22 protein-coding genes and 1 pseudogene are annotated in these 19323 nt (G+C 66.8%); 11 read left to right on the top strand and 12 right to left on the bottom strand.

Going from position 1 to position 19323, the window contains the following annotated elements; all coding sequences use genetic code 11:
• Window positions 1–59 precede the first annotated feature (59 nt).
• The 3 genes from BUA29_RS06750 to gap all read right to left on the bottom strand — a co-directional run bounded on the left by BUA29_RS06750 (window position 60) and on the right by gap (window position 3436).
• Window positions 60–1739, bottom strand: coding sequence for a sensor domain-containing diguanylate cyclase (locus tag BUA29_RS06750; protein WP_072755850.1), 1680 nt, complete (start codon window positions 1737–1739; stop codon window positions 60–62).
• A 42-nt stretch (window positions 1740–1781) separates the two neighbouring features.
• Complete coding sequence (locus BUA29_RS06745; RefSeq protein ID WP_072755849.1) at window positions 1782–2339, bottom strand: group III truncated hemoglobin; 558 nt, start codon at window positions 2337–2339, stop codon at window positions 1782–1784.
• 92 nt (window positions 2340–2431) lie between these two features.
• Window positions 2432–3436, bottom strand: a complete 1005-nt coding sequence (gene gap, locus BUA29_RS06740; RefSeq protein ID WP_072755848.1) for a type I glyceraldehyde-3-phosphate dehydrogenase — start codon at window positions 3434–3436, stop codon at window positions 2432–2434.
• 159 nt (window positions 3437–3595) lie between these two features.
• Between gap and BUA29_RS06735 the strand changes: the two genes are divergently transcribed.
• Both BUA29_RS06735 and BUA29_RS06730 read left to right on the top strand, forming a co-directional pair.
• Window positions 3596–4228, top strand: a complete 633-nt coding sequence (locus BUA29_RS06735; protein ID WP_072755847.1) for an OmpW/AlkL family protein — start codon at window positions 3596–3598, stop codon at window positions 4226–4228.
• A 43-nt stretch (window positions 4229–4271) separates the two neighbouring features.
• Entirely contained in the window at window positions 4272–5159 is an 888-nt protein-coding gene (locus BUA29_RS06730; protein WP_072755846.1) for a S1/P1 nuclease, read from the top strand.
• A gap of 134 nt (window positions 5160–5293) precedes the next feature.
• Here the strand turns inward: BUA29_RS06730 and BUA29_RS06725 are convergent, their stop codons facing one another.
• The 3 genes from BUA29_RS06725 to BUA29_RS06715 are packed head-to-tail and all read right to left on the bottom strand — an operon-like array spanning window position 5294 to window position 7946.
• Window positions 5294–6136 (bottom strand): DMT family transporter, encoded by an 843-nt coding sequence (locus BUA29_RS06725; RefSeq protein WP_072755875.1) that lies wholly within the window; start codon window positions 6134–6136, stop codon window positions 5294–5296.
• 50 nt (window positions 6137–6186) lie between these two features.
• Complete coding sequence (locus BUA29_RS06720; protein WP_072755845.1) at window positions 6187–6888, bottom strand: pseudouridine synthase; 702 nt, start codon at window positions 6886–6888, stop codon at window positions 6187–6189.
• A complete protein-coding gene (locus BUA29_RS06715; RefSeq protein ID WP_072755844.1) occupies window positions 6885–7946 on the bottom strand; it encodes a class I SAM-dependent methyltransferase in 1062 nt (353 codons plus the stop codon). The genes BUA29_RS06720 and BUA29_RS06715 overlap by 4 nt, the downstream gene beginning before the upstream one ends.
• A gap of 94 nt (window positions 7947–8040) precedes the next feature.
• Between BUA29_RS06715 and BUA29_RS06710 the strand changes: the two genes are divergently transcribed.
• The 3 genes and pseudogenes from BUA29_RS06710 to BUA29_RS12425 all read left to right on the top strand — a co-directional run.
• Window positions 8041–8325, top strand: a complete 285-nt coding sequence (locus tag BUA29_RS06710; RefSeq protein WP_072755874.1) for a DUF3297 family protein — start codon at window positions 8041–8043, stop codon at window positions 8323–8325.
• A 74-nt stretch (window positions 8326–8399) separates the two neighbouring features.
• Window positions 8400–8957, top strand: a complete 558-nt coding sequence (locus BUA29_RS06705; protein ID WP_072755843.1) for a DUF3016 domain-containing protein — start codon at window positions 8400–8402, stop codon at window positions 8955–8957.
• 199 nt (window positions 8958–9156) lie between these two features.
• Window positions 9157–9825 (top strand): annotated as a pseudogene (locus BUA29_RS12425) (DNA ligase); the annotation flags it as partial.
• 257 nt (window positions 9826–10082) lie between these two features.
• Here the strand turns inward: BUA29_RS12425 and BUA29_RS06695 are convergent.
• Genes BUA29_RS06695 through BUA29_RS06675 form a run of 5 tightly spaced genes read right to left on the bottom strand, consistent with a single transcriptional unit; the run spans window position 10083 to window position 14349 of the window.
• Window positions 10083–11021: an aspartate carbamoyltransferase catalytic subunit gene (locus tag BUA29_RS06695; protein WP_072755842.1), complete on the bottom strand. Its 939-nt coding sequence runs from the start codon at window positions 11019–11021 to the stop codon at window positions 10083–10085.
• A gap of 27 nt (window positions 11022–11048) precedes the next feature.
• Window positions 11049–11531 (bottom strand): Holliday junction resolvase RuvX, encoded by a 483-nt coding sequence (gene ruvX / locus BUA29_RS06690; protein ID WP_072755841.1) that lies wholly within the window; start codon window positions 11529–11531, stop codon window positions 11049–11051.
• Window positions 11528–12094: a YqgE/AlgH family protein gene (locus tag BUA29_RS06685; RefSeq protein ID WP_072755840.1), complete on the bottom strand. Its 567-nt coding sequence runs from the start codon at window positions 12092–12094 to the stop codon at window positions 11528–11530. The genes ruvX and BUA29_RS06685 overlap by 4 nt, the downstream gene beginning before the upstream one ends.
• Window positions 12095–12151: 57 nt before the next feature.
• Complete coding sequence (locus BUA29_RS06680) at window positions 12152–13285, bottom strand: PilT/PilU family type 4a pilus ATPase (RefSeq protein ID WP_072755839.1); 1134 nt, start codon at window positions 13283–13285, stop codon at window positions 12152–12154.
• A 26-nt stretch (window positions 13286–13311) separates the two neighbouring features.
• Window positions 13312–14349, bottom strand: a complete 1038-nt coding sequence (locus tag BUA29_RS06675; protein WP_072755838.1) for a type IV pilus twitching motility protein PilT — start codon at window positions 14347–14349, stop codon at window positions 13312–13314.
• 81 nt (window positions 14350–14430) lie between these two features.
• On the opposite strand from BUA29_RS06675, the gene BUA29_RS06670 reads away from it, so the two are divergent.
• From BUA29_RS06670 to BUA29_RS11985, 6 genes are all read left to right on the top strand, one after another.
• Complete coding sequence (locus BUA29_RS06670; protein ID WP_072755837.1) at window positions 14431–15168, top strand: YggS family pyridoxal phosphate-dependent enzyme; 738 nt, start codon at window positions 14431–14433, stop codon at window positions 15166–15168.
• Window positions 15165–15983, top strand: a complete 819-nt coding sequence (proC, locus tag BUA29_RS06665) for a pyrroline-5-carboxylate reductase (RefSeq protein WP_072755836.1) — start codon at window positions 15165–15167, stop codon at window positions 15981–15983. Before BUA29_RS06670 ends, proC begins: the two co-directional genes overlap by 4 nt.
• A 12-nt stretch (window positions 15984–15995) precedes the next feature.
• Window positions 15996–16490, top strand: coding sequence for a DUF4426 domain-containing protein (locus BUA29_RS06660; RefSeq protein ID WP_072755835.1), 495 nt, complete (start codon window positions 15996–15998; stop codon window positions 16488–16490).
• 68 nt (window positions 16491–16558) lie between these two features.
• Window positions 16559–17158, top strand: a complete 600-nt coding sequence (locus BUA29_RS06655) for an RNA polymerase sigma factor (RefSeq protein ID WP_072755834.1) — start codon at window positions 16559–16561, stop codon at window positions 17156–17158.
• Window positions 17159–17190: 32 nt separating this feature from the next.
• A complete protein-coding gene (locus BUA29_RS06650; RefSeq protein ID WP_072755833.1) occupies window positions 17191–17724 on the top strand; it encodes a hypothetical protein in 534 nt (177 codons plus the stop codon).
• Window positions 17721–18170, top strand: a complete 450-nt coding sequence (locus BUA29_RS11985; RefSeq protein WP_143148837.1) for a hypothetical protein — start codon at window positions 17721–17723, stop codon at window positions 18168–18170. The genes BUA29_RS06650 and BUA29_RS11985 overlap by 4 nt, the downstream gene beginning before the upstream one ends.
• A gap of 105 nt (window positions 18171–18275) precedes the next feature.
• On the opposite strand, the gene BUA29_RS06640 is transcribed toward BUA29_RS11985, so the two are convergent.
• Window positions 18276–19256 carry an IS5 family transposase gene (locus BUA29_RS06640; protein WP_072755831.1) on the bottom strand — a complete coding sequence of 327 codons (981 nt, stop codon included), beginning with the start codon at window positions 19254–19256 and terminating at the stop codon, window positions 18276–18278.
• Between the last annotated feature and the right edge of the window lie 67 nt (window positions 19257–19323).

Below are 19323 nucleotides of genomic sequence, written 5' to 3'. Positions count from 1 at the left end.
TATAGGCACACGGCCTGGGCATGCGTGCCCGCCGGCATCCGGGGCGGGATCAAGCAGGGTCAATCGCTGACCGCATCCCGACCGGCATCCTTGGCGCGGTACAGGGCCGCATCGGCGCGTTTGAGCAGATCCTCCAGCTCCATGTCCGACGGGGCGCGGGTGGCGACACCCACACTGACCGTCAACCGCCCCTTGGGTGAACCGGCATGGATGATGTCGGCCTCGTGCACCCGCTTACGCACGCGCTCGGCCACGCGCATGGCCTGGGCGTGGCTGGTGGCAGGCAGGAATACGGTGAACTCCTCGCCCCCAGGGCGGGCGAGCACGTCGTCAGCGTGCAGCAGGGCGCTACGCACGGCACCGGCAAACCGGCGCAAGGCACCATCGCCGGCGGCATGCCCATAGAGATCGTTGTAACGCTTGAAGTAATCGATATCCAGCGCTAGCACCGACAGCGGCTTGCCACTGGCCTGCGACTCCTGCCACAGCCGCTGTCCGGCCTCGGTGAAACCGCGGTAGTTGAGGCTGCCGGTCAGGGCATCGGTACGACTGAGCCGGTCGAGCTCGGCCACCGCCCGCCTGAGCGAATCGGTGCGGGCGGCAATGACCGCTTCACGCTCTTCGAGAGCCTGACGCAACTCGGCGAACGCCGCGTTCATGCGTGTCCCCAGCTCGCTGATGCCCTCGGCCAGTGGCTGCAGCTCTTCCGGCAAGCGCCCGGGGGAAATCGATTCCATGTGCCCACCCAGGGCATACCCGCGCAGGGTGGCCAGCAGATAGCCGATGCCATCGCCCAGGATCCGCCGTTGCCGCCAGATCGCCAGCAACATGCCCATCACGGTTACTGCCAGCGCTGCCCCGAGCAGCCACAGCTTGGGCAGCAGTGGCCCCAGCAAAGCATCCTCAGGCGCCACCACGGCCAGCACCCAGCCGTTTTGCAATCGCACGGCGCCGACGTACGCCGCCGCGCCGGTCCGCAGCAGTCCGGTGTCACGGCGCACCTGCACCGGACGGTCCACCGGCGCGGCCACCGCTGCCAGCATCAACCCGACACGTCCGGTGTCGTCCATGACCTGCCAAGCCAGCTCGTGCTCAGCGTGGATGACCCGCTGGTGTTGATCCAGCAGCAACAACCACAACCCGCGCTGGCGCAGGCTGTCGGCCGGGCGCCGCGCCAGACTGGCGGCCGGGATCGCCGCTTCCAGCGCCCCGACGAAACGGCCATCACGCACAACCGGAACAGCGAGCGTCACCACCGCCTCGTCGCCATAATCCAGCTGCCGCTGCACACCGGACACCTCGGGCCGAACCTGGTCACGCAGCCGATCAAACCACGCCATCCCGGCCACCTCGGGGACCCGCTGGGCCAGCGGTCGTCTGCGGCTGTCACGGGCAACTCGAACCCGCCCCTCGGCATCGATGGCGCGGGCACGCAGCAGGGCCGGGTAAGCATCGAGCAACCTGGAAAGCGCTTCGCCAGCGCGGGGCGAAGTTGGTTCCACCTGATCCGCCAGCATCACCAGCGCGGCCGTTTGTGCGGCCAGCTCATCCTCGATGACGCCGGCGCTGAAACGTGCGTTGGCATCGAGATTGAGCCACAGCGCCTGCCGGGCACTGCGCCACTGATCCTGCACCAGACCGACGGTAAACAGCAGGAACGGCACCAGGGTGGCCAATGCCAGCAGATAAGCCAGACGGCGGTAGAGGCGCCACTTCCGGTTTTTCGCTTGCTGGGGCATTGGCGCTTTCATAGCACACCCGATCGCAGGCGTCAGGCCGGATCAGCCGGCAGCGCCAGGGACTCTCCGAACGCTTCGGAGAGTCCCATCGGCCACGGATGACCCATCGCGCAGCGATGGCGCATCCGATTGCATCGCGTGCGCCGGGCCGGTGTTCAAACCTTCCTCAGATGGACTGACGGGCCTGGCGCGGGCAAGACCCAGCCCATGGTGCAGGCTCTCGGCGATCCGCTGCGCATAGGCCTGCACCCGTGCCGCCTGCGCCGGCGTCAGCACCGTTTCCGCAGTCGCACGCCACAGCGCCAGCCAGTGCAGGAAATGCGCCGTCGTGATCGGATGCCGGCGGTGCGCGGCCATCGGGTTGCCGCGATAACTGCCTTCGCGCCGCAGCACCGAGGCCCAGAATGCGGTCAGTTGACGTTTATGGGCGGGCCAGTCAGTGATCGCAGCATTGAAGATTGGCCCCAGCTCGGGATCCACCCGGACGCGATCGTAAAAGCAGTCAACCAAGGCTTCGATCTGCACCCGGCTGGGAATGGCGGAGTCGCTCGGCGTGACGACCCCGTCGCCCTCCGTGTGCACGCCTGCCTCTTTCTGCATGCCTGTCACCAGCGCGCATCACTCTGCCGTCTGCCAACATGCCGGGCCCCGCAGGTGGCGGGGCCCGGATGATCCATGCCGCTCGGCACGGCTTACTTGCCGGCCATCACCCGGATCATCTCCAGGCACTTGTTGGAATAGCCCCACTCGTTGTCGTACCAGGCCACCAGTTTCACGAAGGTGGGGTCGAGCGCGATACCGGCCTCGGCGTCGAAGATGCTGGTGCGCGCATCGCCGCGGAAGTCGGTGGCCACCACCTTGTCCTCGGTATAGCCCAGCACGCCCTTGAGCGCGCCCTCGCTCTGCGCCTTCATCTCCGCGCAGATCTCGGCATAGGTGGCCGGACGCTCCAGCTCCACGGTCAGGTCAACCACCGACACGTCGCTGGTCGGCACCCGGAAGCTCATGCCGGTGAGCTTCTTGTTTAGCTCCGGAATCACCACCCCCACTGCCTTGGCCGCGCCGGTGCTGGAGGGAATGATGTTTTCCAGGATGCCACGGCCACCGCGCCAGTCCTTGTTGGACGGGCCATCGACGGTCTTCTGGGTGGCGGTGGCGGCATGCACGGTGGTCATCAGGCCACGCTTGATGCCCCACTTGTCGTGCAGCACCTTGGCAATCGGGGCCAGGCAGTTGGTGGTGCAGGACGCGTTGGAAATGATGTCCTGCCCAGCGTAGGTGGTGTGATTGACACCGTAGACGAACATCGGGGTGGCGTCCTTGGACGGCGCCGACATCAGCACCTTCTTCGCGCCGGCGGCGATGTGCTTGCGTGCCGTCTCGTCGGTGAGGAACAGGCCAGTGGACTCCAGCACCACCTCGGCACCGATGGCATCCCACTTCAGGTTGGCCGGGTCACGCTCGGCGGTCAGGCGGATGGTCTTGCCGTTCACCACCAGCTGACCGTTCTCGACCCGCACATCACCCTCGAAACGGCCATGCACGGAGTCATAGCGCAGCATGTAGGCCAGATAGTCCGGCTCCAGCAGATCATTGATGCCGACGATCTCGATGTCGTCGCTGAAGTTCTGCACCGCCGCGCGGAACACGCAGCGCCCGATGCGACCAAAACCATTGATACCGACCTTGATGGCCATGAATCGTGACTCCTGACGGGCTGGACAAACCCGCATTTTACCGGATCGCCCCGGCCCGCTCCGGCCACAGGATTTGACTTCGATCAATACCGCCGCATCCGACCAGCCGGATTATTTGTTTCACTTGAAACAACCTGACCCCACAGAAGGAGACATGCCATGACACACTGCCGTATCGCCCTCGCCTGCGCCCTGGCCCTGGCCGCCAGCCCCGCCCTTGCCCAGTCCGCTGGGACCTGGACCGTCGGCGTCGGTGTCCACAACGTCGCCCCCAAGTCCAACAACGGCACTTTGGTTGGCACCCCGCTGGGTGACCTGAAGATGGACGTGGGCAACAACGCCCGCCCCACCATCACCGCCGAGTACTTCCTGAAGGACAACCTGGGCGTGGAGGTGCTGGCCTCGCTGCCGTTCCAGCACGACATCAACGTGGTGGGGGTGGGCAAGGTCGGCTCCACCAAGCACCTGCCGCCGACCGTGTCGCTGCAGTATCACTTCGGCACGGGCAAGGTGCGGCCGTTCGTCGGCGCCGGCGTGAACTACACCCGTTTCTTCAGCACCAAGTCTGCAGGTCCGATCGCAGGTGCACGCCTGGATCTGTCCGACTCCTGGGGGCTGGCGGCCCATCTGGGCATCGATTTCAAGGTGAGTGACAAAGGCGCTCTGCGCATCGACTACCGGTTCATCGACATCGACACCAAGGTCAAGCTGAACGGTGCCAACCTGGGCGCTCCGAACACCGTGCATATCGATCCATCGGTGTACGGCGTGGCCTACGTGTATTCGTTCTGATCCAGTCACGTGCTCGCCATCATGCCGGGATATCATTCCCGGCATGAACACGAGCTCCCGTTTCCGCATCCTGCTCAGTGCCGCCCTGCTCTGTCTGGGCGGCGTTTCTTTCCACGCAGCCGCCTGGTCACGCCTGGGCCACGCCATGGTGGGCGATATTGCACGGCGCCATCTCGACCCCAAGGCCCGCGCCGAAGTCGATCGCCTGCTGGCCGGCGAGCCTTACCCCAATCTTGGCGGGGTGGCCTCCTGGGCCGATGACCTGCGCAACACCGACCCCGAACTGTTCCGACAGACCTCGCGCTGGCACTACATCAATGCCAAGGGCGGCGGCTGTGACTTCGACCTGGCACGCGACTGCCCGGACGGCGACTGCGTGGTCGGCGCGATCAACAAAGAGCTGGCCATCCTGGGCGATCCCGACCAGCCGCTGGAGGCCCGCCGCAATGCGCTGAAGTTCGTGGTGCATTTCGTCGGCGACGTGCACCAGCCGATGCACGCCGGTAACCGTCCTGACGCCGGCGGCAACAAGTATCAGATCAGCCTGCGCACCCAGATCCAGCCTGAGGCCTACGCCGCGAAGAACTATGTGAACGGCGTGATGGGCACCAACCTGCACGCCATCTGGGACTACTACATCCTCGCCAGCAAACCGCTGCCGGTGCTGGATTACATCGCCCAGCTCGACCAGGCGCTGACGCCTGGCCCGTATGAAACCCCGGTGGCCCCCGACGAACCGCTGGCCTGGGCCGAGGAATCCTGCCGGCTGATCGATGCCAAAGGGCTGTATCCGCCGAATAACTCGCACATCCTCACCGACGCCTATCTGGACAGCATGCGTCCACTGGCTGAGGAACGAGTGCGGTTGGCAGGCGAGCGCCTGGCCCGGCTGCTCAACCAGACCATCGGCGAAGGCGCGCACGCCCGCTGATACACCTGCGCATACAGCAACGCCCGGCCTGCCGGGCGTTGCCGTTTCCCACTGTCAGCAACCGCAAGACCGCGCCCGGCACTCTCTCCAGCCCTCCCTGGGCCAGGGCGCCGCTGATTTGCTCAAAGGCACCCTCAAGGGTGTTCGGCTTCGATGTGTTCCCGCTCACGCCGCAGCAGGTAGAGGCCGCTGCCAATGATGATCGCGGCCCCCAGCCAGGTCATCGCATCCGGCAATACCCCCCACAGCGCCAGATCCAGCGCCACGCCCCACAGCAGGGCGGTGTATTCCAACGGCGCCAGCAGCGATGCCTCACCGTGCCGGAACGCTTCGGTAATCGCGTACTGACCAAGCGCGCCCGCCAGCCCCACCGCCGCCACCAGCCAGAGCGACGCTGTATGCAGCGCCACCCAGTCCGGCCAGGCCAGCACGCCCGCACCGCCGGCCATCATTGCCAGCATCCAGAAGGTAATGGCCTGACTGGAATCGCGCCGCGCCAACACCCGCACCATCAGCGCTGACAGCGCATAGCACAACGCCGACAGCAGCACGGCCATCCCCGCCAGCCCCAGCATGCCGGTGCCACTAGGCCGTAGCACGACCCACACGCCCAGCATGCCGGCGCCGATCGCTGCCCAGCGCCGTGGCCCCACCCGTTCCCCCAGCAATGGCCCCGATAGCGCGGTCAGCAGCAAGGGGGCAACGAAAAACAGTGCATAGGCCGAGGCCATCGGCATGCGTCCAAGCGCATACACGAAGCTCCCCATCATCACCACCCCCAGCACACCACGCAGCAGATGCAACAACCAGCGCCGGGGCCACAACGCCCGTGCACCGGCGGTCGCCAGCGTCCAGCCCAGCACCCAGGGCAATGACGCCAGCCCGCGCAGGGCCGCCACCTGCATGGGTGGGTAGTGCGCGGCCAACAGCTTCAGGCCGGCATCCATCCAGGCAAAGGTCGCCACTGCCGCCAGCATCAGCCAGGGCGCATGCCGCCGCTTGCGTGCCTCCAAACCGGCGGGCGTGTTCATACCGAAAACAACTGCGCCCGGTCGGCGTCGTCGAGCACCCGCCATTGCCCCTGCGGCAGATCGCCCAGGGTCAAGCCGCCGATCTGTTCGCGATGCAAGGCGAGCACATGGTTGCCCACCGCGGCAAACATCCGCCGCACCTGGTGGTAGCGCCCCTCGTGCAGCGTCAGCCTGGCCAGCCGCGGCCCCAGCGGCTCCAGCTTGGCGGGTAACAAAGGTGTGGAATCCCCATGCAACTGCAACGTGCCGCTGGCAAACAACGCCGCTTCGTCGCCACGCAGATCCTCGGCCAGGGTGGCGCGATATACCTTGGGCAGCTTCGACTTCGGCGCAATGATCCGGTGCAGCAGTTGCCCGTCATCGGTCAGCAACAGCAGCCCGGAGGTGTCACGATCGAGCCGGCCAACCGTGGATAGCACCGGCGAACGCAGGCGAAACCGAGGCGGCAAGAGATCGTGCACCAACGGCCCGAGATCGCGAGTCGAACAGGTGTAGCCGACCGGTTTGTGCAGCATCAGCAGCACACCCGGCGGCGGGTCCAGTGGCGCTCCGTCCACCCGCACGTCCTCGTGCACCAGCGGGTCGTCGGCATAGAGAACGTCGCCCGCGGCATTGGTGATCCGTCCTTCGCGGAACATCTGCCGCACCTGCTTGCGGCTGCCGTAGCCAAGATTGGCCAGATGTTTGACCAGCTTCATGCCTTCACCGCCTGCACCACCTTGTACCCGTCTTGCTGGAGCAGGCAACGCACCTGCCCAAAGCCTTGCCCCAGCGCCTCCTCGTAGGGCAGATGCCGGTTGGCGACCAGCCAGAGCTCGCCACCCTGGCGCAGCGCCTGTGCCGCCGCACGAATGAAAGCGCGCCCGATCTCCGGACGCTCACCACGCCCCAGGGCATGGAAGGGCGGATTGCAGACGATGGCATCGAAGCCCGCCGCGACACCGGCGGTCACATCGTGCCAGTGGGTGTGCACCGTCACCCCCCGCGCGCGCGCCGCCGCAGCGAGATTGCGCTCGGCCAATGCCAGCGCCCGGGCGTCGGCTTCGAACAGCTCCAATGTCGTGACACCCGAGCAGCGGGCCAGCACCTGCAGGGCCAGATAGCCCCAGCCGGCACCGAAATCGGCCACCCGACCGGACAAGCCGGTCGGCAATGCCTGCGCCAGCAGCGCCGACGCCGGATCCACCCGATCCCAGGCAAACACACCGGGGCGGGTGAGAAAGGCGCCACCCGGCACGGCGGGGCTTTCAACCTGACGCGGCGCATCGGCCTGCACCCAATCCGACAGCAGGCCGGGATCGAAACGGGCGCCTGGCACCGTCCAGCACACCCGGCAGTGGTGTTTGCCGATGCTTTGGATGGCGCCTGCCAAGCGTTGCAGGTCGGCTTCGCGCGCGCGGCCACCTTCATCATTGGCCGCCGCGCACACGACCACCCCATCCGCGGCCACGGCCTGGCAGGCACGCGCCAGCAGCGCACGCGCCTCCTCGCGCTGGCGTGGGGGCAACACCAACACCCGCGCAAATGCCGCTGCCGGCAAGGCATCCTCGTCCTGCCATGTCAGCCCCAGGCGCTGCAAACGCTGGGCCTCAGGGAAAAACGGCTGGGTGACGACCAGACCATCCGCCCCCAGCCCAGGCAAGACCGCACCCACCCGAGCACGTAGAAACAGCACCGGCCCCGACCAGTCAATCTGACCGGTCTTGAAAGGCATCATCAGGGCGTCGAGCGCGGCATCATGCGGGGCGGCAGGCATCTGTCCAGTGTACCGGCCGCGGCCGGTATCCTAGGCGCACGGCCACAGGCCTGGGCTTACCGTTGCATCCACACACGCTCCCCACACCATGACCATGACCAATACCACCGACACACCACCCGACCGCCTCAGCAACGACCCGCGCAGCCCGTTTTATCAGCCGGCACTGCTGGAGCGCGGTATCGGCATCCGCTTCAATGGGATCGAACGCCACAACGTCGAGGAATACTGCATCAGCGAAGGCTGGGTGCGCGTGCAGGTGGGCCGTTCGCTGGATCGCCGTGGCCAGCCCATGACCATGAAGCTCAAGGGCACGGTTGAAGCCTGGTTCCTCGATACGGCCACCCCCGCCGCCACGACCGAAACGGCCGCTGACTGACTGCCGGATCTGCCGCCTCCGCACGCTGCGCAGGCGGCACACTTGTATACCGGTTACACCGCAGGAGTCCTGCCATGCGCACCGTCATCGCCACCGTCCTGATCCTGCTGGGCCTGGCCGGCTGCGCCGGCTCGACCAGCAAAGGCATGCTGGCCGCCGACGCCCCACGCGCGCTACCACCCTCGGGCCCGGTCAGCGTGAGCTGGAGCGATCCGGCCAAGTTCACCGAAATCACCACCAGCGGCAATGCCTGGGCCGCCGCGCAAGGCGACTGGCTGGTTCAGCTGGCCCAGTACATGCGCCGCCAGGCCGAACGCCAACTGCCGCCAGGGCACCAGCTGGAGTTGACCATCCTCGACATCAAGCGCGCTGGCCAGTACGAACCCTGGCTGGGCGTGGATCAACAGAACGTGCGGATCGTGCGTGACATCTACCCGCCACGCATGAAAGTGCGATTCCGTGAACTCAACGCCCAGGGCCAGGTCGTGGCCGAAGGCGAGCGCAGTCTGACCGATCCCGGCTTTCTGGTCAGCAGCGGGATGCTCAATGACAGCGACCCGCTGCGCTACGAAAAACGCATGATCGACAGCTGGCTGCGGCGCGAGTTTGCCGCTCGTGCGGCGGCACGCTGACGCAGTCCCGGCGTCCATTCCAGCCAGCAGCGCGCCGACTTGAATCGGCGCATGCGGCCATCGCGCAAGTGCGCACGATGTGATCTTTCCTGCACCCCGGCACGCCACCCGTCGTGCCGTTCTTGCTCCGCGCGCGACGCGGCAAACTCCGATCCTGCGACAAGGCGCCGGCCGATCCTGCCCCGATCTGGCGCGCCTCATGCTGAGTCCACTGCTGTCACAGGAGCCTGCCATGGATCTGCGCGCCGCCCTGCTCGCCGTGTTGCTGTCATCGACATGCCTGACGTCTTCCCCGGTGTGGGCCGTTGCGCTCATCCCCGCGCCGATGCTGGCCACCTCGCTGCGCGGGGACATCGATGTTCGCCAGTATCTGGTCAGTGAAAAGCTGGACGGCGTGCGGGCCCGCTGGGACGGGCGACGCCTGCTGACCCGCAATGGTGACCCGATCCTGGTGCCGGCCTGGTTCACCGCCGGCTGGCCGGCAACCCCGCTTGATGGCGAGCTGTGGCTGGGGCGTGGGCGCTTCCAGCAGATCAGCGATCTGGTCCGCGCCGTGCGTCCGGATACAACGGCCTGGCGTACGGTGCGCTTCATGGCCTTTGACCTGCCGGCCGATCCTGCACCGTTTGCGCAACGGGCGACCCGATTGCAGGCATTGGTGGCCGCGACTGCCGCGCCGCACCTGCACGCCATCGCCCAATCTCCGGTGGACAGCCGCGCCGCCCTCGACGCACGCCTGCGCAGCGTGCTCAAAAGCGGCGGCGAGGGGTTGATGTTGCATCACATGCAGGCCCGCTATCAGGGCGGCCGCAGCGATGCCCTGCTCAAGTACAAACCGGTTGCCGACGCCGAAGCCCGCGTCATCGGCTATCGACCCGGGCGCGGCAAATACGCAGGGCTGGTCGGCGCAGTGCTGGTCGAGGATGACGCCGCCGCCGCTTCGCACTGGGCAGCGGCCTGTCCGACGCCGACCGCCGCCATCCGCCACCGGTCGGTACCCGCATCACCTACCGCTACAACGGCGTCACCGCGCACGGCACACCGCGCTTTGCACGCTACTTGCGGGTGCGTGCAGACACTCCGGACAGCAGGCCCTAAGCGTGCGGTCGGTCGGTGCGGCGATGCTCAGGCCGGGGCGAGCGCGGCTTCCAGCACCGCCATGCGCACCGCCACGCCATTGGCCACCTGGGTGAGCACGCGCGACTGTGGGCCGTCGGCCACTTCATCGGTGATCTCGATGCCGCGATTCATCGGCCCAGGATGCATGACGACGGCATCCGGCGCGGCACGTCGCAGACGCGCTGCGGTCAGACCGTAATCGCGGTGGTAGTCCTCCAACGAGGCCACCAGCCCCTCGGCCATCCGTTCCCGCTGCAAACGCAGCATCATCACCACGTCCACCCCATCGAGGGCGGCATCGAAATCATGGCTGACCTGACAGCCAGCCAGGGTGTCGTCCTCGGGCAGCAGGCTGGCTGGCCCGCAGACGCGGATTTCCCCACACCCCAACGCACGCAGCGCGTGCAAATCACTGCGCGCCACCCGCGAATGCTTGACGTCGCCAACGATCAGCACCTTGAGCTTGGAGAAGTCCTCCCCCTTGGCCTGACGCAGGGTGAGCATGTCCAGCAAGCCCTGGGTGGGATGATGGCTGCGCCCATCACCGGCATTGAACACCGCCACATCCGGGTTTGCCGCCGCTGCCAAGGCGGCCACCGCGCCATCGATGCGATGGCGAATCACGATGCCGCGTGCCCCCATGGCCTGCAGGGTACGGAAGGTGTCCAGGTCGGTCTCGCCTTTGGTCACCGACGAGGTGGAGGCATCGAAATTGAGGATGTACGCACCCAACCGCTGCGCGGCCAGCTGGAAGCTCAGACGGGTACGGGTGGAGGGCTCGAAGAACAGCGTGCAGACGGCCACCCCGGCCAGCGCCGTCGGCGCCTGGGCACCGTCGGCAAAGGCCTGGGCCCGACGCAGCAGGGCGTCCATCCGGCTTGCGGGCAGCGACACCAGATCCAGCAGATGACGAAGACGGGGCGAGGACTCATTCGACATGGTCATACCATTGAAAATCCACCAGATTGGGCGTCACGGCAGCACATGCGCCTGCTGCGGGCAGGCCAGCCAGCGTTCGATGATGACGGCAGCCGCGAAGGCATCCAGCACCGCGGCATCGCGCCGTCGCCGGCGGCCGTCGGCACGGGCGGCCGCAAAGCGGCGCGCGGCTTCCTGCGAGCTGTTGCGCTCATCCACCAACACCACGGGCAGCGCAAACCGCTGCTGCAGGGTGGCGGCGAAGGCGTGCGCGGCCTTGCGGATCGGCTGATCGCCGCCATCGAGGGTCAGCGGATCACCAACCACCAGCCCGCCAGGACGCCATTGCCGCACCAAGGCATCCAGCTGCGTCCAGTCGGGGCCGGCCGTGTGGACCTCCACCACCGCCAGCGGACTGGCCGTACCGGTGAGGGCATTGCCCACGGCCACTCCGATCCGCCGTGCGCCGACATCGAAGCCCAGCACGGTGGCATCCGGCCGGATCACGGTCGACGCAGGGACAGCCGGCACGGTCATGCGTGGCCGCTGTGACTGGCGTGATTGAGCAAGTCGATCCCGATGCTGCCGGCAGCCGCCTGCCAGCGTTGCGCCAGCGGCAGTTCAAACAGCACGTCGGTCCGCACCGGAGCCAGCAACCAGGCATCCTCGACCAGCTCCTGTTCCAGCTGGCCGGGGCCCCAGCCGGCGCAGCCCAGTGCCACCAGGGCATGCGGCGGGCCTTCCCCTTTGGCCATCGCCTCCATGACATCGCGCGAGGTGGTCAGGTACAGCCCCTCGCCGACCTGCGTGCTGGAGTCGTATCGCCGATCACCGTCATGGATCACGAAACCGCGCTCGCGGTGAACCGGGCCACCCTCCAGCACCGGCTGGTCACGCACGGCCGGGTCGTCGGTGGACAAGCCCAAATGCTGCAGCACGTCGCCGACGGTGACCTGACTGGGCTGATTGATGATCACGCCCAACGCCCCTTCGTCATCGTGGTGACAGATCAGGGTGACCGTGCGCTCAAAGTTGGGGTCGCGCAGCGAGGGCAGCGCGATCAACAAATGGTTCGTGAAGTTGGCAGGAGGCAGTTGCACGACGCGGATTGTAACGCGTCGCCGCGCCGCCCCGCGGCGGCGCCGACACGTCCTGCCTCAGCGCCCCACCTCGGCAATCCCGACGCCCTCCAGCCCGCCGGTCAGAGTGTTGACGTCACCGCCCTGGGCCAGCTTGATGCGCAGCCGCACTTCGTTGGCCGAATCGGCATAGCGGAGCGCGTCCTCGTAGCTGATTTCGCCAGCCTGGTACAGCTCGAACAGGCTCTGATCGAAGGTCTTCATCCCCAGCTGGACGGATTCCTTCATGACATCCTTGAGCTTGTGGATTTCGCCCTCGCGGATGTAATCCTGCACCAGCGGCGTGCCGAGCAGGATTTCCATCGCCACCCGCCGCGCCTTGCCATCGGGGGTGGGGATCAACTGCTGCGCCACCACCGCCTTGAGGTTGAGGGAAAGATCCATCAGCAGCTGGCTGCGACGATCTTCCGGGAAGAAGTTGATGATGCGGTCCATCGCCTGGTTGGCGTTGTTGGCATGCAGGGTGCACAGCACCAGATGGCCCGTCTCCGCGAAGGCAATCGCATGATCCATGCCTTCACGGGTGCGTACCTCACCAATCATGATCACGTCGGGCGCCTGGCGCAGCGTGTTCTTCAGCGCGTTCTCCCAGCTGTCGGTATCGATGCCGACCTCACGCTGGGTGATGATGCACCCCTCGTGCTTGTGCACGAACTCGATCGGGTCCTCGATGGTGATGATGTGACCGGTCGAGTTCTGGTTGCGGTAGCCGATCATCGCCGCCAGCGATGTCGACTTACCGGTACCGGTGGCACCCACGAAGATGATGATGCCGCGCTTGGTCATCGCCAGGGTCTTGATGATCGGCGGCAGCCCCAGCTCCTCGATGGTCGGGATCCGGGTCTCGATCCGGCGCAGCACCATGCCCACCTGGTTGCGCTGGTAGAAACAGCTGACGCGGAACCGCCCCACGCCGGCCACACCGATCGCGAAGTTGCACTCGTGGGTTTTCTCGAACTCCTCGCGCTGCTGTGGCGTCATCACATTCAGCACCAGATCGCGCGACTGCTGGGGCGTCAGCGGGTTCTGGGTGATCGGCGTGATCTTGCCGTTGACCTTCATCGACGGCGGCATGCCGGCGGTGATGAACAGGTCTGACGCCTTCTGGTGCGCCATCAGCTTGAGGAACGAAGTGAAATCGATGCCGCTCATGTCTGGCTACTCCTGCGCGGGGGCGCTCATTCGAACAGACGCTTGTCCTTGGCGTACTGACGGGCCTGCTGACGGCTGACCACGCTACGTTTGACCAGCTCCTGCAGGTGCTGGTCGAGTGTCTGCATGCCTTGGGCCTGGCCGGTCTGGATCGCCGAGTACATCTGCGCCACCTTGTCCTCGCGGATCAGGTTGCGAATGGCCGGGGTGCCGACCATGATCTCCCACGCCGCCGTACGACCGCCGCCGATCTTTTTCAGCAGCGCCTGGCTGATCACCGCACGCAGCGATTCCGACAGCATCGAACGCACCATGGGCTTTTCGCCCGCCGGGAACACGTCGATGATGCGGTCGATGGTCTTGGCTGCCGAGCTGGTGTGCAGGGTGCCAAACACCAGGTGACCGGTCTCGGCGGCGGTCAGGGCCAGACGAATGGTCTCTAAGTCACGCAGCTCGCCGACCAGGATGTAGTCCGGATCCTCGCGCAACGCCGAGCGCAGCGCCTCGTTGAAGCCGTGGGTGTCCCGATGCACCTCGCGCTGGTTGATCAGACACTTCTGCGAGGTGTGGACGAACTCAATCGGATCCTCGATGGTGAGGATGTGGGCGTATTCGTTCTTGTTGATGTGATCGATCATCGCCGCCAGGGTGGTCGATTTACCCGAGCCTGTGGGCCCGGTGACCAGGATCAGCCCCTGCGGCTGCTCGATCAGCTCCTTGAACACGCGCGGGCAGCCCAAGTCTTCCAGCGTCAGCACTTCCGACGGAATGGTGCGGAACACCGCGCCGGCACCGCGGTTCTGGTTGAAGGCATTGACGCGGAAGCGGGCCAGCGAGGCGATCTCGAACGAGAAGTCCACTTCGAGGAATTCTTCGTAATCGCGCCGCTGCTTGTCCGACATGATGTCGTAGATCAGCGCATGGACCTGCTTGTGGTCCAGCGGCGGGATGTTGATCCGGCGCACATCGCCATCGACGCGGATCATCGGCGGCAACCCGGCCGAAAGATGCAGGTCGGAGGCTTTGTTCTTGACCGAAAATGCCAGAAGTTCAGCGATATCCATGCGTATCCCCTACCCATCCCATTCGTTGGTGCCGCCACGCGGCCTGATGCACGGTAGCATCAGTGCCCCCCCACAGGCAGTATGAGCGCCACCCGCCTCCGTATTCAACCGCCCGTGACCGCGCCCGCCGCATCCCTGAATACCCTGTTGTCTGCCATTACCAACGCCAACGCCCGGCCAGACAGGCCAGCGCCACGCCTGCTGGCCGTCTCCAAGACCCGGTCCGCGGAGGAGATCGCCACGCTCGCCGCCGCCGGCCAACGCGCCTTTGGCGAGAACTACGTCCAGGAGGCGTTGCCCAAGATCGAGGCGCTGCGCCCGCTAGGGCTGGAATGGCACCTGATCGGCCACCTGCAATCCAACAAGGCGCGTGAGGCCGCACGCGCCTTCGACTGGATCCAGACGGTCGACCGGCTCAAGCTGGTGGAGGCACTCGACCGGCATCGCCCCGCCGAAGCGGCGCCATTGAACGTGCTGATCCAGGTCAATATCGACGATGAAGCCAGCAAGCACGGCTGCCGGCCGGAGGAGATCCCGACCCTGGCCGAGGCGATCGCTGCCCACCCCCGGCTGCGTCTGCGCGGGTTGATGGCCATCCCCGCCCCGCACCCCGACATGGCCCGCCGGCGTGCGGCATTCCGCGCCATGTCGGCCCTGTTCGACACGCTCGCTGGCCGCTGGCCCGGCATCGACACCCTGTCGATGGGCATGAGCGAGGATTACAGTGTGGCGATCGAGGAAGGCGCCACCCTGGTACGCATCGGTACCGCCCTGTTCGGACCACGTCCGGCCAAACCACGCAAGGATTCCACGCCATGAGCAAGACGATTGCCTTCATCGGTGGCGGCAACATGGCCCGCAGCCTGATCGGCGGGCTGGTCAGCCGCGGCCAGCCACCCGCCACGATCCGCGTCGCCGAGCCGGTGGCCGCGCTGCGCGACGCCCTGCACGCCGATTTCGGGGTCGCCGTGTTCGAAACCGCCGCCCAGGCCGTCCCCGATGCCGCCTGCGTGGTGCTGGCGGTCAAGCCGCAGGTGATGCACGCGGTCTGCCAGACGCTTGCGGCGCAGGTGCAGGCCGATCGCCCGCTGGTGGTCTCCATCGCCGCCGGCATCACGACCAGCCAGCTCGACCGCTGGCTGGGCGGCGACGTTGCCGTCGTGCGCGCCATGCCCAATACCCCGGCCCTGCTCGGTGCCGGGGTCACCGGGCTGTATGCCGCGGCCCGGGTGGACAGCCAGGGCCGGGCCGATGCCGAGGCGCTGCTGGCCGCAGTCGGCAAGACCGTCTGGTTGGACGACGAGGCCCTGATGGATGCCGTCACCGCCGTCTCCGGCAGCGGCCCGGCGTATGTCTTCCTGCTGGCAGAAGCCATGATCGATGCCGCCATCGCCGAAGGACTGCCGCCCGATGCCGCACGCACGCTGGTACTGCAAACACTGCTGGGCGCTGCCCGCATGCTCACCGAGTCCGGCACTGATGCCGCCGAGCTGCGTCGCCGCGTGACCTCGCCCGGTGGCACGACCCAGGCCGCGATCGAAACCTTCGAATCAGGCGGCCTCCGCGCCCTGGTGCACGCCGCCATCCATGCCGCCCGTGTGCGCGGCGCCGAGCTGTCTGCTGCCAACCCCTGAAGGGTGAACGCCATGCATGCCCCTGCCTTCCTGCGCGCAGTTCTGTCCGCCGCCCTACTCGCGAGCCTGACAACCGGCTGCACCCGAACACCGGATGCCCCGGCACCCGCCGATGCCGTGTTGGCCAACAGCACCAGCACAGTCACCGCCCGCGCGGATGACGCGGTGTTCCAGGCCGTCGCGCTGGACATCGCCCAGCTCGACCCGACAACCGCCAAGCGCTATGGCTTAGACACCCAGACCCCGGGCGCGCTGCTGCTGGTCACCCTGCGTGATGCGGCGGGCAACGGCCTGCCGCCGGATGATCTGGTCCTGACTGCCACCGCCAACACACTGACAGACACCCCCAGAGCACTGGGTCTGCATCATCTGCAGGTGGACGGTCTGAACGACTATGTCGGCGTGTTCGCCGCGCAGCCACCCGCCCAAGTGCAGTTTCACATCACCGCCGTGCGCCATGGCCAACGCGCCACACTGGAAACCGGCGTATCGCTCTACCCCCGCTAAGCCCTGCCCACAGGCACCGACTTTGGGCATCCCAGGCCGATTCACCACAGGACTGCATTTGCCACTCTATGTCAGCACATCCCTTGCGTGATGACGCACAGACACGGGCCGATGCCGACCTGCTGGCACGGCTGGCCAATGGTGACCAGCGTGCACTGCGCCAGGTTCTGCAGATGCACGGCCAGGCGGTGTATGCCTACGCCCTGCGCCGGCTGGGTTCCCCCGACGATGCCCAGGACGTGGTCAATGACACCCTGCTCGCGCTGTGGCGTCAGGCGGGTCGCAGTCTGCCGCAGATACCCTCGCTGCGGGCCTGGCTACTGGGCATTGCCCGCCACAAGATCGTGGACATCCTCCGCAGCCGCAGCCAGACCTGGCGGGAAGTGAGCGATGACGATGGCATGCTGCTCTCGGTGGCGGCCGACCCCGACCCCACACCGCTCGACCGGCTGTGCGCCGAATGCGACGAAACCCGGCTGGCGGCCGCGCTCGACGCACTCCCGGAAGTCCAGCGCGAAGCCCTGTACCTGTTCACTTACGAAGGGCTGTCGCTGGCGGAGATCGCCGCCATCCAGCAGGTCCCGCTGGCCACCGTCGGCACCCGCCTGCATCTGGCCCGGCAGCGGCTGCGCCAGCACTTGGCCAGCGAAACCGCCTCGGTGCGTTGAAAAAATCGCCCCTTCCCCACGATCTGGATGACATGACTCCCCACGACGACGACCCCTGGCCGCGTGACGACGCCTTCTCTCGCCACTTGAAGGCGCATTGGCAGACGCGCACTCCGCCCCTGGATCAGCAGGCCGCCTGGCAGCGCCTCAAGACCCAGTTGCCGGCACCTCGCTCGCCCCTGGCCCGCCTGCTGGACTGGCGGGCGTGGTGGCCGCCGGTGATGGCGTTCGCCGGTGGTGCTGCCTGCGCGTTGCTGGTGGTGGCGTTCTTGCCCCACAGCACTCTCGACACCCAAGCACCGGCGCCCGCCTTCCAGGCCCTGTCCGGCCCAAGCAACACCACCCAACGCACCGACGCCGCCCTGGTCCAGGTCGCGTTCTCGCAACAGGCGCGCATGGCTGACGTCAACGCCTTGCTGGTACGGGTCGGCGCGGTGGTGGTCGATGGCCCCAGTGCGCTCGGACTGTTCACTCTGGCCGTCCCGTCTGGATCGGCGGCGGCAGCCCTTGCCGAACTTCAGGCCAGCCCGCTGGTGGAAAGCGCGGCCAAGGTGTCCGACACATGATCCGTGCCATCTCCCCACGCGGTCGGTTGATTGCCAGGCTGCTGCTGGGGGCGGCACTGCTCACGGGCGCCCCGGCATTCGCCCAGACCGGAGGAACGCCGAAACAACCGCCACCCACACGGACTGAACCGGGCCGTCACCAGGGGGGCGTCGGCATGGGCGTGGGGGTGCAGGTCGATCTGGGCCAGGTGTTCCGGCTTGGCCGTCGCCTGCTGCAATCCGACACCCCCCCGGCCTATGCCCCCGGGCGGGCATTACTGGCCATCGAGGCCGACAGCGCCCTTTCCCCCGCAGCGCTGGCCGCTGAGGCCGGGCTGCGGCTGATCGAAACCCAGACGCTGACGTCCCTAGGCCTGACCGTGGCCGAACTGGAAGGTGAGCCCGAGCAACTGCCCACCCAGCTGCAACGCCTGCGCGATGCCCACCCCGACCTAAGGAAGGTCTGAACAACCCGCTCTGCCGCCCGGATTGCGGCATCGTGGCGCCGGCCTGGCGTCGCTTTCGAGCCGGATTTCGCCCGTGCAGGGCGGTTTTTGGCGGGTTTCCCCGCCTTACGGACGCACTGCTCCCGTCGTCGGCAACAAACGCCGGCGCGCCATCCACAGGTTCGACAGCGCGAACAGCGTCAGCACCTGCGCCGCGTTCTTCGCCAGGCCGCGGTAGCGCACCTTCGTGTAGCCGAACTGCCGCTTGATCACCCGGAACGGGTGCTCCACCTTCGCCCGCAGACTGGCCTTGTAGCGCTCCCACCGCTCGGCGTAGCGCCGCTCGCGCTCGTTCTTCATCGCACGCAGCTTCGACGGCTTCTCCGCGATCAGGAATCCGGCGTCCACGTCCTGCAGCTCCTCGCGCTTCTCGGCACCCGTGTAGCCGCTGTCGCCGCACACCGTGTCTTCCCGGCCGTGCAGCAGCTTGTGCACCTGCGTCACGTCGGCCACGTTCGCCGCCGTGCATTCCACGTGGTGCACCAGACCGGACGCGTCATCCACGCCGATGTGCGCCTTCATCCCGAAGAACCACTGGTTGCCCTTCTTGGTCTGGTGCATCGCCGGATCGCGCTCGCCCGCCTTGTTCTTGGTCGAGCTCGGCGCACTGATGATCGTGGCATCCACGATCGTGCCACTGCGCAGGCTCAGGCCCTTGCGCTGAAGATGGGCGTTGACCTGCTCGAAGAGCTTCTCGGCCAGCCCGTACGTCTCCAACAGCCGGCGGAAGTTGAGGATCGTCGTCTCGTCCGGGATGTCGGCAAGCCCGCCCAACTGCGCGAAGCGGCGCATCACCGGCGTGTCGTACAAGGCTTCTTCCATCGCCGGGTCGCTGAGCGCATACCACTGCTGCAGGAAGTGGATGCGCAGCATCGTCGCCAACGGATAGGGCTGGCGACCGGGACGGCCCATCTTCGGGTAGTGCGGCTCGATCAGACCCAGCAGCGCCTGCCACGGCACCACCTGCTCCATCTCCGCCAAAAACACCTCGCGCCGCGTGCGCTTGCGGCTCCCCAGACCCTCGGCATCACCGAACGACAGCTGCATCGCACTCACCCCGATCACGGTGAGGCATTGTCGCGCAATCGGGCGGAGTTGTTCAGACCTTCCCTAA

Source organism: Thermomonas hydrothermalis, assembly GCF_900129205.1.
Taxonomy (GTDB): Bacteria; Pseudomonadota; Gammaproteobacteria; order Xanthomonadales; family Xanthomonadaceae; genus Thermomonas; species Thermomonas hydrothermalis.
This window is presented reverse-complemented; position numbering and strand designations above follow the sequence as displayed.